We start from the raw sequence: 14,725 nt of genomic DNA, 5'->3' as shown, positions 1-14,725 counted from the left end.
CACCCGTCCGCCGCTCGACGCCGTTATCGTTCCCCGAAGGTTCAGATAACTCGTTTCCGCTCGACTTGCATGTGTTAGGCCTGCCGCCAGCGTTCAATCTGAGCCATGATCAAACTCTTCAATTTAAGATTTTGTTCGGCTCAATGAATACTGAACATTACATAAGTAATGTTTGAATTGACTGTGCTGAATCTTTCGATTCAATGGTCACTTCGTTTCATTGAAACCTAATTTGATACCGCCTTCCGTTAAGAAAGAAATATCTAATTGGATTATCATCAACGAGTGCCCACACAGATTGATAGGTTCTTATTTTTAAAGAGCACACTCTGAACTTCTCTTCAAAGTGGACGGTCATTTTAGCGAGATAACTTATCGTGTCAAACACTTTTTTAAGTTATTTCTCTGTGAGTTACTTTAGAACTCACTGACCTTGTTATCTCGGCTTCGCTTTGCTTGCTTTCCCGTGACAACGGAGGCGCATTATAGGGAGTTAGTTTAGGAACACAAGCCTATTTTTCAAAAAAACTTATCTTTTTGGTTTGTTCGTATAGAAAACAATCAAAACCCGATAAAAGTGTATTAAAAAGGGGGCTAACGCCCCCTAAAACTTGAACTTGGTCTCACTTTTCAATGCATTGATGCAATTACTGGTGAGCGATTATTTGGTCATTGCTCACAATCAACTGTACTTTCTTATCTGGCAATATTTGGCCAGCCAAGATTGATTTCGCTAATGGGTTCTCAACATTCTGTTGAATTGCACGTTTTAAAGGTCGCGCACCATACACGGGATCGAAACCAACTTGAGCAATCAAATCGAGGGCTTTGTCGGATACCTCTAATTGATAACCTTTTTCTTCTAAGCGTTTCGCTAGACGCTCAAGCTGAATAGATGCAATCGACTTAATGTGCTCTTGACCAAGCGGGTGGAATACTACGCTTTCATCAACACGGTTTAAGAACTCTGGGCGGAAGTGCTTGCTAACCACATCCATTACCTCATTCTTTATACCTTGGTAATCCAACGTAGCAAAGTTCTCTTGGATACGAGCAGAACCCAAGTTTGACGTCATGATGACCACGGTGTTACGGAAATCAACAGTGCGACCTTGGCCGTCAGTTAATCGTCCATCATCTAATACTTGGAGCAGAATATTGAACACATCTGGATGTGCCTTCTCTACTTCGTCTAATAAGATGACAGAATAAGGTTTACGACGAACCGCTTCTGTTAAGTAACCACCTTCTTCATAGCCAACGTAACCCGGAGGCGCACCAACCAACCTCGCCACAGAGTGTTTCTCCATGAACTCGGACATATCGATACGCACCATGGCATCTTCGCTGTCAAACATAAAGCTCGCGAGTGTCTTACACAGTTCAGTTTTACCTACACCTGTTGGACCTAAGAATAAGAAGGAACCAATCGGTTTGTTCGGATCCGATAAGCCAGCTCGGCTACGACGGATTGCATTAGATACCACTTCAACTGCTTCTGCCTGGCCAATCACACGTTTGTGCAGTACCTCTTCCATGCGGAGCAGTTTCTCTTTTTCTGCTTCAAGCATTTTTGAGACAGGAATACCCGTCTGCTTAGAGAGTACGTCTGCAATCTCGTTGTCTGTTACCTTGTTACGCAGTAGCGTCATCTCTTGCATTTCAGCTTGAGTCGCGAGGTCTAACTGCTTTTCAAGTTCTGGAATCCGGCCGTATTGCAACTCAGACATGCGGTTTAGGTCACCAGCGCGTCGTGCAAAGTCCATATCCATGCGGGCTTGCTCTAGCTCACCTTTAATATGTTGCGTACCAGATAGTGCTGCTTTTTCAGCATTCCACACTTCTTCTAGCTCTGCGTACTCACGCTCTTTTTCATTCAATTCTTCATTAAGCACATCCAAGCGTTTTTCACTAGCTTCATCATGCTCGTTACTTAGTGCTTGCTGCTCAATCTTCAGTTGGATGATTTTACGTTCGAGTTTGTCTAGCGACTCTGGCTTAGAGTCGATCTGTAAACGAATACTAGAAGCGGCTTCATCAATTAGGTCGATCGCTTTATCTGGTAACTGGCGATCTGAGACATAACGATGCGATAAGCTTGCCGCAGCGACAATAGCAGGGTCAGTGATCTCAACGTGATGGTGAAGCTCATAACGTTCTTTTAAACCACGAAGAATTGCAATCGTATCTTCAACACTCGGCTCATCCACCAGCACTTTTTGGAAACGACGCTCAAGTGCCGCATCTTTCTCTATATATTGTCGGTATTCATCCAACGTGGTTGCGCCCACACAATGAAGCTCACCACGAGCCAATGCAGGTTTTAACATATTGCCCGCATCCATAGAGCCTTCGCCCTTGCCTGCGCCAACCATGGTATGAAGCTCATCGATAAACAGAATGACATTGCCTTCTTCTTTGGCTAGTTCATTCAATACCGATTTCAAACGCTCTTCAAATTCACCACGATATTTTGCACCTGCAACAAGTGCGCCCATATCTAACGAAAGTACGCGGCGACCACGTAGTCCCTCTGGTACTTCATTATTAATGATGCGTTGAGCCAAGCCTTCTACGATAGCGGTTTTACCCACACCTGGTTCACCGATGATCACTGGGTTGTTCTTGGTACGACGCTGCAATACTTGGATGGTACGGCGGATTTCATCATCACGGCCGATAACAGGGTCTAACTTGCCCTGCTCTGCACGTTCAGTTAGGTCTATGGTGAACTTTTCCAATGCTTGGCGCAGTTCTTCCGCGTTCGGGTCATTGACCTTTTGACCACCTCTGATCTTTTCGATCGCTTGGCTGACTTTCTGCTCGGTCAAGCCCATCTCTTTTAATAGCTGACCAAGTGGGCCACGGTCTTCTAATGCCGCAAGCAAAAAGACTTCGGAAGAGATGTAGGAGTCCTGACGCTTTTGAGCCACTTTGTCGCATAAATTGAAAAGTGTCCCCATAGAGCTAGACAGCTGAACATCACCGCCGATGCCACTTACTTTAGGCAGTCGGTCTAACATTTCGCTCAATTTAGAGCGTAGATGACTGACGTCGACATCTAACATCGTGAGAAGTGGACGAATTGGGCTACCGTTCTGATCAAGCAGTGCCACCATTAGGTGCACTGGTTCGATATATTGATGATCGCGCCCTAACGCCAGTGACTGAGCATCAGAGATAGCGATTTGAAACTTACTTGTGAATCTATCAAGACGCATATCTTTCTTCCTAACCTCAACTTAAGAAAATTCTTTTGACAGTTAGAAAGATGGATACGCAAAGGGAGAATTTCAAGGGAGTTAATTAATAAAGATAGCTTTGCAAAAATGAAGATAGGCATCTTCGCACTTTTGCGCTGTACTAGTTAGTCCTCGATCCAAATAAAAGTCGCTTGTCGACCAGTCACACCATCGCGGCGATAGGAATAGAAGTCTTCTTTGTCTTGGAAAGTACACAGGCCAGAATCAAATACCTGAGTGATGCCAAGTTTATTGAGGCGCTGAGTTGCAAGCTTGGACATATCCGCCAACCACTTGCCTTCAACATCACGCGGAGTAAACGCTTGATGAGCTTGCGAGTCGAAATCCACAAAGGCTTGCAGAACATCTTCACCGACTTCAAATGCTTGAGGACCAATTGCAGGACCTAACCACGCCATAACTTCCCCAGAAAACAACTCGAGGGCGTTTTCAACGATACCATTTGCTAAGCCACGCCAACCAGCATGAACTGCCGCAACTTGGGTGCCTTGCGTATTGGTTAACAGAACAGGCAAACAGTCCGCAGTCATAGCAGAACAGACTACATTGCTTGCAGAGGTAAATACACCATCAGCATCAAGCACTTGAGTCGTTGGCGCACTCACTTGAGCGACCACTGTAGAGTGAGTTTGGTTCAACCAAATTGGCGCACTTGGCATATCAGCTTGCTGCGCCAACCAAGCACGGTTCTTTTCTACGATGGACGGGTCATCCCCAACATGAGCACCAAGGTTAAGCCCTTGATAAGGTGCACTCGAAAAGCCTCCGACTCTAGTAGAGGCGAAAGCTTTAACGTTTTTTGGTGCGGGCCAGTTAGGGAGAATCGTCTTCATATTAGAACTCGTCAGGCAGACCGAACTCTTCTGTATCTTTACGCAGCGCTTCTGTCATCGCAACCATGTCATCAGGAACCGGGGCATGGAACTCTAGCTCCTCACCAGTGATAGGATGTTCAAAACGTAGCATTACCGCGTGCAGCGCTTGACGGTCAAAGCCACGGATCATTGCAGTAAGCTCTTCCGATGCTCCAGTAGGAATACGTGCGCGACCGCCGTATGCAGTATCACCAAGTAGCGGATGCTGTAGGTAAGACATGTGCACACGGATTTGGTGTGTACGGCCTGTTTCTAGGCGAAGACGGATACGCGTGTGTTCACGGAAGTGCTCCGCTACACGGTAGTGTGTTACCGCCGGTTTACCCAAAGGAGCAACCGCCATAAGTGTACGCTTAGTAGAGTGGCGGCCAATCGGCTGATCCACTTTACCGCCCGCCGTCATACGGCCGATTGCAATCGCTTCATACTCACGAGTGATATTGCGTTTTTGCAGTGCACGAACTAAGCGAGTTTGAGCTGGAACAGTTTTCGCGACCACCATCAGACCTGTTGTGTCTTTATCCAAACGGTGCACGATACCTGCACGAGGTACTTCAGCGATGTCTGGGTAATGATGCAGCAATGCGTTTAGCACTGTGCCATCCGGTGTGCCTGCACCAGGGTGTACCACAAAATCACGAGGTTTGTTGATTACGATGATGTCTTCATCTTCGTAGACGATATCTAGCGGGATATCTTGTGCTTCCCAGCGCTCTTCATCTTCCAGCTCGGCTTGCAAGGTAATTTCCTCACCACCCATTACTTTGGTGCGAGGTTTAGTGACAACTTCACCATTCACTTGTACTTTCCCGTCAAGCAACCACTCTTTCAAGCGAGAGCGAGAGAAATCAGCGAACAATTCGGCGATAGCTTGGTCTAAACGTTGACCTAACTGGCTATCTTTTACGGTGTTGGTTAAAACAATCTGCTGAGCCATATCGAACTTTTTTAAAAACTGTGAGACTAATGCTCACGACTGTGGAAAAATAGACTATTACGTCATTGTATCTGTTACTGGAAAGAAAGTAACGGCAGCTTAAGAAATATTTAGATTCAAGGAACAGACTCCTGATATGAAACATCAGACTTTAATAGGCCTTTTAGCGGTATCCCTTCTGTTTGGCTGTGCAAGCAAAGAAGAAATCGTTCCTGATGTGCCACCTTCTGAACTGTATGCAGACGCACAAACGTCTCTTCAAAGTGGTAACTGGCTTTCAGCCATCGAGAAATTAGAAGCATTAGATTCGCGTTACCCGTTTGGTGCCTACTCTGAGCAGGTGCAACTTGACCTTATCTACGCGTACTACAAAAACGACGACCTAGCCCTCGGCCTGGCAACGATTTCTCGCTTTATGCGTTTAAACCCAACGCATGAAAAAATGGACTGGGTATTGTACATGCGTGGTTTGAGCCACATGGCGCAAGACCGTAACTTTATGCATGACCTATTCAACGTAGACCGTAGCGACCGTGACCCAGAGCCGGTGAAGAAAGCATTCGATGATTTCAAAAAACTGCTAGAGCGCTACCCGAACAGCCCTTACGCGGAAGATTCGCAAAAACGTATGGTGGCACTGAAGAACCGTCTAGCAAACTACGACCTTGCAACAGCTGACTTCTATTTGCGCCGTGAAGCTTGGATTGCTGCAATTAACCGCGCACAAGAGCTACAAAAATCGTTCCCAGATACTGAAGCCGCTCGTAAGTCGCTTGAGATTCAACTTGAAGCTTACAAGCAGCTTGATCTAAAAGACGCGGTTGCTAGAACAGAAGAGCTAATCAAGCTTAATCCTGTAAAATAATCCCCAACCGCCACAGCGAAAACTGTGGCGGTTTTATTTACCCCTCTTAATTTTGCCCCATCCACTAACTTGATGATTTTATAAGCACTACATATGCTTAAGATTCTCCTTCACCATCAGCATGGATGTGAACGTGACACTATCAAAGTTATGGACAGGACTGTTATTCCTAGTCTCCGCTTCGAGTTTTGCGCTCGAGCTATCCCCTCTCAGACAACCGCCTTACACTGGCGATCTCGACGTCATTAAAGAAAGAAACGTATTACGCGTACTCGTCTCTGCCGATCTTGGTTTCTATTACGTAGAAGGTGGAGAACCAAAAGGAATAGGAGCAGAACTACTGGCTCATTTCGAAAAAGATCTCCGTAAGCTCAAGCCAAAACTCAATATTCAAATTATCCCGGTTTCTCGTGATGAGCTATTACCTTCTCTTGAGCAGGGCTTAGGAGATTTGGTCGTCGCGAATCTCACCATTACCGAAGCGCGCAAAAAACTGGTCGACTTTAGTGATCCGGCAATTTCAGGGATAGAAGAGTGGGTCATCACAAACAAAGACACCCCATCGATGACCAAGATTGAGCAACTGAGTGGGAAAGAGATTTGGCTCCGGGCGAGTTCAAGCTACTTTGAAAGCATTCAAGCCTTAAACAAAAAACTCAATAAGAAAGGCTTACCGCCAATAGTGGTGCATTTTATCGAAGAAACACTACAAGATTACGAATTGGTTGGGATGCTTAACAACGGTTATGTCAAAGCTATCGTTCTTGATAGCCACAAAGCCAAGCTGTGGATGAGTTTTATGGATGACATACGAGCCCATACTAAAATACCAATCCGTAAAGGAGGGGAAATTGCTTGGGCAATGCGCCACGATAGCCCCGAGTTAATGAAGGTGGTGAATAAGTTTGTTCGTACAGCTAAATCCGGCACCCTACTTGGCAACGTCATCTATGGGAAATACATCGATAATACCAATTGGCTTAACAAGGCTCTGAATCCGAAAAAGATTGCTCAACTAGAAAAGCTCTCTTCACTGTTTACTAAATATGGAGAGAAATATGATTTCGATTACCTGCTCATCGCCGCAGTGGCGTATCAGGAATCAGGGTTTGACAACAACTTAGTATCAAGCCGTGGTGCAGTCGGCATTATGCAGATTTTACCGAGCACAGCGAGTGATCCTAATGTGAATATTAAGAATGTCCGTAATCTAGAGAACAACGTTCATGCAGGGGTGAAATACTTAGCGTTTCTTCGCCGGTATTACTTCAGTGATAATGCCATCAGTAAAGAGAACAAACTCTACTTAACACTAGCAGCGTACAATGCAGGACCAGGAAATATTGAGAGAATGCGTAAGCGCGCAGCTCAACAAGGCTACGACCCTAACGTATGGTTCAATAATGTTGAAGTCGTAACGCGCAGAAGTTTAGGAGAAACGGGGAGATACGTAACCAATGTGAACCGCTACTACGTCATCTACAAACAGTTAGAAAGCCTCGATCTTGCAAAGACACTCGATAACGTCCGATTAGTTCCAGAGGATCCAGTCTTTATGACACCGCTTCACAGAGTCAACCAAACACCTTAATCCAGGACTAAAAACCAAAAACGCTGCTCAATAATTGAGCGGCGTTTTTGAATCTAACTTATTGTGCACTTTAAGAGTGATCTGATTCACATCTTTGATCTGGTTAATTTTTAACTAACTAGAATTACAGGCCGTATAACTCCCCTAAAAACGGGTTAGTTTTCAGCTCAGTACTCTATCCAATCTAATGATTTCGAATCCGATAACAAGCAATTTTCACATAAATCTCAGCAGTTCTTGAGTGAGATCACATTCATTTTTCATCTCGAAAAACCCATCCAAAAAAGCGATCTAGATCACATTCTTTTCTCCTCAAAGCGGTAATCTGAACTCAACCCATGAGGGATGAAACAGAGGAAAAACATTTATGACAATGAACATTACTGGTAAAAACATCGAAATCACCTCTGCAATCCGCGCTCATATTGAGAGCAAATTTAAAAAGCTGGAGAAATGGCAAGTAGACATCATTGGATGCCAAGCAACATTCAGCGAGGAACCAAACAAACAGAAGAAATTCGAAGCCGTTATTAAAGTTCCTAAAGGCCAGCTAATCGCCTCAGCAACTCACGAAGATCTTTACGCAGCTATTAATGAAGTGGAGCAAAAACTAGAACGACAACTGAATAAGCTGACCCACAAACCTGAAGCTCGACGTGCGAATAAGCCTGAGCTAGTGGAAGAAGAAGAGTAAAACGTCCAGATTGAGGAAGTAGCGCCGAAAGGCGCTATTTTTTTGCTTGACGCTCCCCGCCTGCTTGCTTATTGTGTTTAAACACTCACAAATTAAGCACTATTTATGCACTCAACTAACCTGTTTCTTTTTGACTTCTTTTTCCTTCCATAGTTGGAGGGGCTAACTCGTTTGTGAAAGAAAAGTCAAAAACAAACAGAAAGCCTCCCAAATCGGGGGGGCTTTTTTTATAAGGAAAGAATTGATGACTGACCAACCTATTTCCCTGGAAGAAATTCGTTTACGTTTGAATGAACTCGATGACGAGTTATTAAGCCTGCTGTCCGAACGCCGAAAGCTCAGCATTGAAGTGGCAAAAAGCAAAGTCCAAACTTCAAAACCTGTTCGTGACGCAGTCCGTGAACAACAACTTCTGGTTAAACTGATCACCAACGGCCGTGATAAATACGAACTCGACGCTCAGTACATCACCAAGCTTTTCCATACCATTATTGAAGATTCTGTCCTTCTTCAACAAAGCTACCTGCAAAACCTCGTGAATCCACAGCAAAGCCGTAAGCCTCTTGCTCGTGTTGCTTTCCTTGGTGCCAAAGGCTCTTACTCTCATCTTGCTAGCCGTGAATACTTCAGTCGCAAGAATACAGAGCTGATTGAGCTCAACTGTGAACACTTCAAAGAAGTGACTCAGACAGTAGAATCTGGCCATGCTGACTACGGCGTTCTGCCAATTGAAAACACCAGCTCTGGCTCTATCAACGAAGTGTACGATCTTCTACAACACACAACGTTATACATCGTTGGTGAACTGACTCAACCGATTGAGCACTGCCTAGTAGCAACCAAAGACATTCGCCTTGAGAATATCAAAACCCTTTACTCACATCCGCAGCCACACCAGCAATGCAGCGAATTCCTTAGCCGTATGAAAGGTGTGAAACTAGAGTCTTGTGCAAGTACTGCTGATGCGATGCAAAAAGTACAAGAACTTAACCGCGATGACGTAGCTGCAATTGGTAACGCTTCAAGTGGCAAGCTTTATGGCCTACAAGCTATCCAAGGTAACATCGCAAACCAAACCGAAAACCACACTCGCTTTATCGTCGTCGCTCGTAAACCAGTTGAAGTGTCTACGCAAATTCCAGCCAAGACCACGCTGATCATGTCGACTTCGCAAGAGGCAGGCTCTTTGGTAGAAACGCTGCTGGTTCTACAACGTTTTGGCATCAACATGACCAAGTTAGAGTCTCGTCCAATCATGGGTAACCCATGGGAAGAAATGTTCTATGTCGACCTTGAATCCCACCTTGGTTCTACGGAGATGCAACAAGTATTAGATGAGCTCACAAAGATCACTAAGCACTTGAAAGTATTGGGCTGTTATCCAAGTGAAAACGTGAAACCGACTCAAGTAAAACTGAGCTAATGGACTACGATAGGTAAAAAGATCATGGCAACCCAAAAAGTCGTTATCGCTTCCTTGAACCCTGCAAAAATCAAAGCGGTAGAGAGTGCATTTCAAAGTGCACTCCCTAAGCATAGTTTTGAGTTTGTTGGAGTCAGTGTGCCGAGTGAAGTCGCAGATCAACCGATGTCGAATGAAGAAACTCACCTTGGCGCATTGAACCGAGTTCGTAACGCTAAAGCAGAAATACCAAGTGCAGATTTCTATGTGGGCTTGGAAGCGGGAATTGAAGGGTCAGTTACATTTGCTTGGATGGTGATAGAGTCTGACACACTCCGAGGTGAATCTCGTTCGGCGAGTCTGATGTTGCCACCTGAAGTATTACAAAAACTGGAACACGCCAATGAACTTGGTGATGTAATGGACGAAGTATTTGGTACTGATAACATCAAACAAAAAGGCGGTGCTATTGGTTTACTGACTCAAAACCAACTGACTCGCAGCTCGGTCTATCACCAGGCTTTGATTCTGGCGCTAATTCCATTTACCAATCCAGACCACTTCCCTGCTAACTTGTAGTCACTGTGTAAAGCTCGCATTAAAAAGGGCGGAGATTCCGCCCTTTTTGCCGTCTGTACCTCAGAGAGTTCGACTCAAAGATTATTGAGCGCCCTGCTCTAATAATGTCTTAAGTTTGTCTTTGTCGAGATCGGACTTCGACTTTAACTCATTCGAACCACGAGTGATGGTTGCAATGCCTACCCCTAACATTTGACTGATTTGACGTTGAGAAAGCTCACCTTTGAGCAATTCATTAAGAATATTCACTCGTGCAGTGAGCGACTCTCTCTCATCCGGCGTCATTAACATGGTCAACAACATCTCATGTTGCTGGTTATCCACGCTTGAACGGATCAGTTCAACAATCTGCTGCCAGTCTTTGTACTCAGGTTCGTGTGACATCAAGTTACCTCACTCAATACTTGGTATTGATCTCATTTGGGGTCAAGAACGCACCATCGACACCTAAAAGATCGCGGTAATAGGTTTCAAACATCAAGATGTTTTGCACATAACCGCGAGTTTCTTTAAATGGAATCGCTTCGATAAAGGAATAAGCATCCACTTTACCTTGAGTTCGCTCTCGCCATGTTTTTACTCGGTTAGGCCCTGCATTATAAGCAGCGAGCGCGAAAATACGATTATTATCGTAATCCTCCATCAAACCTTGTAAGTAGTGGCTACCAATTTCGATATTCTTACCCACGTTATACAAGTCTTGTGTACCTTGATACTTGAGCTTGTACTTGCGTGCCGTGTACTTCGCAGTTGCTGGCATAATTTGCATCAAACCTCGAGCACCAACGGGTGAACGCGCTTCTGAATCCAAAGCACTTTCTTGTCGAGCCAGTGACATCATAGTGATCGGGTCGATATTGTGCTTCTCAGCGTAGAAGTTAAACCACCAGCGGTGAGCTATCGGGAAACGCAATGGTATGTTGTCCCACATTTTTGCTTGAATACTTGCTGTGACCGTTAAGTTATGCCAACGCTTAGAAGCAGCATAAGCGGCCAACATCGTTTTTTCTTCTTTACTCACTCGACCAAGCAAATGAGACCACTCACTCTTTGCAGCTGCAATTTTGTCGGTTTCGATAAGCTCTTCAATTCGCGTTAAAGAGCTCTGATATTGTTTGAGTACTCTTTTTTCTAGCTTAATTGTCGAGGACGGATACTTTATCGACTGACCAATAGCATTGGCCGCTGCAACACTGTAAAAGTTACGTTGACCAACTAACTTAGACAGTCTTTGCTTACCTGCGACTTCATCACCCATCGCTATCTCACTGCGTCCTAACCAATATTGCCACCGAAGCGACGCCTGCTCTTCATCATTGAGTACTGCGATCCACTTCTGTACGCCTTTCCAATCGCCGTTTTGGATCGACAAACGAATACGGCTTTCAATCAAGGGTAAATTCTTACTCGACTTCGTTTTATCATCACGCCAATTTGCTAATGAGTCCGACTCAGTACGAATCAAACGGATCGCAATGTAGTCAGCCAGAGCTTGCGCTTTCTCAGGGGAGAATTTTTGCCCTTTCACTACCGTCGCGTATGCACTCTGCGCTTTACCAACATCTTTTCGAGCTAACTTTTCTAACGCATATTCAGTTTGTGCTCGATAAAAATCATTGGCAGGTTGCTTCTTAGCAAAATCCGCAACGGTTTCCGGTTTATCAAACAAGACTTTCATCGCTTTCGCTTGCTGCCGCGCTTTCGCTGACTCTGGCAGTTTTTGCAAGTAACTCATCAAACCGCTATTGCGCGCATCGAACGCCAACAACATGCGTTGCAAGATCATGTCATCAGTGCGTTCTCCCGCTTTGTCCCAAGCTGAGAATAATGGGTCACATTCATCGGCGATGCTCTTACCTCGCAACCACATATGCTCAGCGCCCTTAAACGCAGCGACTTGTTTGCCTTGTTTTAATTGGGCCACATAAAAAATACACTGATAACGCTCACCGCTCGGCTCCACTTTCTGGAACTCAGTAATGGTTTTCCAATCCTTCTGGCGATATAGGCTATCTAAGTAAGGAGCGCGAATCCGACGCGAAAATGGAAAAGCCTCATGATCTTTAATAAATTCATCAACCTGCTGTGGAGACTGGTTCGACAATTGCCTCAGAAACACTCGATAATCCACATAAGGTGTCAGTGGATAGTCAGCAATTTTAGAACGGATAGACAAGTAACCATCAATGTCATTTTTGTCTAATAAATCCTGAGCTTGCTCATAAACTTGGCGCTGTTTTTCTAGGCTCAGCGCAGCATTTGCTGACACGCTTACCGCACATAAAGCGGCTGCGTAGCATACTCTTTTAGCCAATTCCGATACGTTGAATCTCATGTGCGTCATTTTCCCCAGACGTTTATCGCTTTATTTCTTGCCGCTAGTGGATACAAGGCGCAACAAGTCATAAATCATATGCATCTATTTACACCGTATTAAGTTCTTATTGTAAAGCGACTTGATGTAATAAATGTTGTACTTGTGAAACTTTAGAACCCTTCAAGACAAATAGATTCCCAACAATCCATTCTTCCTGATGAATCGCGGTACATTGAATTTAAGGTGAACAAGAAAAGTGTATACCCTAACGTTGTGAGTTTCCGGTCAGCAATGAAGAAGAAATCACACGAGCTGTGAATTTCTTGCATTGCGGTAACAAAACTCAAGTAGTTGGTATAAAATAGAGCCTTTGAATGACAGTTAATTTAGGAACGATCGGCAATGGCTGAATACGTATATACCATGTCGCGGGTGAGCAAAATCGTGCCACCTAAGCGTCAAATTCTTAAAGACATCTCTCTAAGCTTCTTCCCTGGTGCAAAAATCGGTGTTCTAGGTCTGAACGGTGCAGGTAAATCAACACTGCTACGAATCATGGCGGGTATCGATACTGATATTGATGGTGAGGCTCGTCCACAACCAGGTCTAAACGTAGGTTACTTGCCTCAAGAACCTGTACTAGACGAATCTAAGACCGTTCGTGAAATCGTTGAAGAAGCCGTTTCAGATGTTGCTGACGCGCTTAAGCGTTTGGATGCGGTATATGCAGCATATGCAGAACCAGATGCTGACTTCGACGCTCTTGCAAAAGAACAGGGTGAGCTAGAAGCTCTGATCCAAGCTAAAGATGGTCATAACCTAGACAACGCGCTAGAGCGCGCTGCAGATGCGCTTCGTCTTCCTGAGTGGGATCAAAAGATCGCGCACCTATCAGGTGGTGAGCGTCGCCGTGTTGCAATCTGTCGTCTACTTCTAGAAAAGCCAGACATGCTACTACTAGACGAACCAACCAACCACTTGGATGCTGAGTCTGTTGCATGGCTAGAGCGCTTCCTAGTTGACTATACTGGTACTGTAGTTGCGATTACCCACGACCGTTACTTCCTAGATAACGCAGCGGGTTGGATCCTAGAACTTGACCGTGGTGAAGGTATTCCATGGGAAGGTAACTACACTTCTTGGCTGGAGCAAAAAGATGCTCGTCTACAACAAGAAGCATCTCAAGAAAAAGCTCGTCAGAAGACCATCGAGAAAGAACTTGAGTGGGTTCGTCAAAACCCTAAAGGTCGTCAGGCAAAATCGAAAGCACGTATGGCGCGCTTTGAAGAGCTACAAAACACGGATCACCAAAAACGTAACGAAACTAACGAACTGTTCATCCCGCCAGGTGAGCGTCTAGGTGATAAAGTTATCGAAGTGAACAACCTAACGAAGTCATTCGACGGTCGTGTTCTTATCGATGACCTATCGTTCAGCATGCCTAAGGGTGCAATCGTCGGTATCATCGGTGCCAACGGTGCAGGTAAATCGACTCTATTCAAGATGCTGAGCGGCACTGAGCAGCCAGACTCAGGTACGATTGAGCTAGGTGAAACAGTGAAATTGGCGTCTGTTGAGCAGTTCCGTGACTCAATGAACGACAAGAACACGGTATTCCAAGAGATTTCTGAAGGCGCTGACATCATCAAGATCAACAACTTCGAAATCCCAGCTCGTGCATACTGTTCACGCTTTAACTTTAAAGGTTCAGACCAACAGAAAGTGATTGGCGAGCTATCTGGTGGTGAGCGTAACCGTGTACACCTTGCGAAGCTGCTTAAGGCAGGTGGTAACGTACTGCTACTCGATGAGCCAACCAACGACCTAGATGTTGAAACACTACGTGCACTTGAAGAAGCACTACTAGAGTTCCCTGGCTGTGCAATGGTTATCTCGCACGACCGTTGGTTCCTAGACCGTATCGCGACGCACATCATCGACTACCGCGATGAAGGTCAAGTTAACTTCTACGAAGGTAACTACAACGAGTACATGGAGTGGCTGAAGAAGACCCTTGGTCCTGAAGCAGCTGAACCACACCGCATCAAATACAAGCGCGTATCTAAGTAATTTAGACGCGGTATTGATATGCCAGGTGGTATCTAAACACCGCCTGTGCTTGTAATTTGTTCAAAGGTCGCTATCATGGCGACCTTTGTTGCATATTTAGCCAGAATCTTGTTTTAAAACCGCAGTTTTTGA

Annotated in this window: 11 protein-coding genes, 1 rRNA gene and 1 other annotated feature; of the genes, 6 read left to right on the top strand and 6 right to left on the bottom strand. The window is 45.0% G+C overall.

Annotated elements, in window-relative coordinates; translation table 11 throughout:
- The 4 genes from B853_RS02465 to rluD form a co-directional block, all read right to left on the bottom strand.
- A 16S ribosomal RNA gene (locus B853_RS02465) occupies positions 1-125 on the bottom strand; the annotation flags it as partial.
- 522 nt (positions 126-647) lie between these two features.
- Positions 648-3,221, bottom strand: coding sequence for an ATP-dependent chaperone ClpB (clpB, locus tag B853_RS02455; RefSeq protein ID WP_010446067.1), 2,574 nt, complete (start codon positions 3,219-3,221; stop codon positions 648-650).
- A 146-nt stretch (positions 3,222-3,367) separates the two neighbouring features.
- The gene (pgeF, locus tag B853_RS02450) at positions 3,368-4,096 is read right to left on the bottom strand and encodes a peptidoglycan editing factor PgeF (protein WP_038884938.1); all 729 of its coding nucleotides are present in this window, start codon (positions 4,094-4,096) and stop codon (positions 3,368-3,370) included.
- 1 nt (position 4,097) lies between these two features.
- On the bottom strand, positions 4,098-5,075 hold the full coding sequence (gene rluD, locus B853_RS02445; protein WP_128826793.1) for a 23S rRNA pseudouridine(1911/1915/1917) synthase RluD: 978 nt from the start codon (positions 5,073-5,075) through the stop codon (positions 4,098-4,100).
- A gap of 136 nt (positions 5,076-5,211) precedes the next feature.
- Here rluD and B853_RS02440 point away from each other — a divergent pair, with 136 nt between their 5' ends.
- From B853_RS02440 to yjjX, 5 genes are all read left to right on the top strand, one after another.
- Positions 5,212-5,940 carry an outer membrane protein assembly factor BamD gene (locus B853_RS02440; protein ID WP_010446061.1) on the top strand — a complete coding sequence of 243 codons (729 nt, stop codon included), beginning with the start codon at positions 5,212-5,214 and terminating at the stop codon, positions 5,938-5,940.
- 121 nt (positions 5,941-6,061) lie between these two features.
- On the top strand, positions 6,062-7,531 hold the full coding sequence (locus B853_RS02435) for an MltF family protein (RefSeq protein WP_010446059.1): 1,470 nt from the start codon (positions 6,062-6,064) through the stop codon (positions 7,529-7,531).
- A 367-nt stretch (positions 7,532-7,898) separates the two neighbouring features.
- Positions 7,899-8,225 (top strand): ribosome hibernation-promoting factor, HPF/YfiA family, encoded by a 327-nt coding sequence (gene hpf / locus B853_RS02430; RefSeq protein WP_005447957.1) that lies wholly within the window; start codon positions 7,899-7,901, stop codon positions 8,223-8,225.
- Between the two features lie 108 nt (positions 8,226-8,333).
- Positions 8,334-8,456 (top strand) — a sequence feature (Phe leader region).
- Between the two features lie 13 nt (positions 8,457-8,469).
- Positions 8,470-9,648, top strand: a complete 1,179-nt coding sequence (gene pheA / locus B853_RS02425; protein WP_038884894.1) for a prephenate dehydratase — start codon at positions 8,470-8,472, stop codon at positions 9,646-9,648.
- A 24-nt stretch (positions 9,649-9,672) separates the two neighbouring features.
- Positions 9,673-10,206: an inosine/xanthosine triphosphatase gene (gene yjjX / locus B853_RS02420; protein ID WP_010446048.1), complete on the top strand. Its 534-nt coding sequence runs from the start codon at positions 9,673-9,675 to the stop codon at positions 10,204-10,206.
- An 81-nt stretch (positions 10,207-10,287) separates the two neighbouring features.
- Here yjjX and trpR read toward each other — a convergent pair whose 3' ends face one another.
- Together trpR and sltY are read right to left on the bottom strand one after the other, a co-directional pair.
- On the bottom strand, positions 10,288-10,590 hold the full coding sequence (gene trpR / locus B853_RS02415; protein ID WP_010446046.1) for a trp operon repressor: 303 nt from the start codon (positions 10,588-10,590) through the stop codon (positions 10,288-10,290).
- Positions 10,591-10,603: 13 nt separating this feature from the next.
- Positions 10,604-12,550, bottom strand: a complete 1,947-nt coding sequence (sltY, locus tag B853_RS02410; protein WP_038884897.1) for a murein transglycosylase — start codon at positions 12,548-12,550, stop codon at positions 10,604-10,606.
- Positions 12,551-12,925: 375 nt separating this feature from the next.
- Between sltY and ettA the strand changes: the two genes are divergently transcribed.
- Complete coding sequence (gene ettA, locus B853_RS02405; RefSeq protein WP_010446043.1) at positions 12,926-14,593, top strand: energy-dependent translational throttle protein EttA; 1,668 nt, start codon at positions 12,926-12,928, stop codon at positions 14,591-14,593.
- Positions 14,594-14,725: the final 132 nt, after the last annotated feature.

Source organism: Vibrio rotiferianus CAIM 577 = LMG 21460 (assembly GCF_002741985.1).
GTDB classification, from domain to species: Bacteria; Pseudomonadota; Gammaproteobacteria; order Enterobacterales; family Vibrionaceae; genus Vibrio; species Vibrio rotiferianus.
Note: the sequence above shows the minus strand (reverse complement) of the source record. Positions and strands in the feature narration are given on the sequence as shown.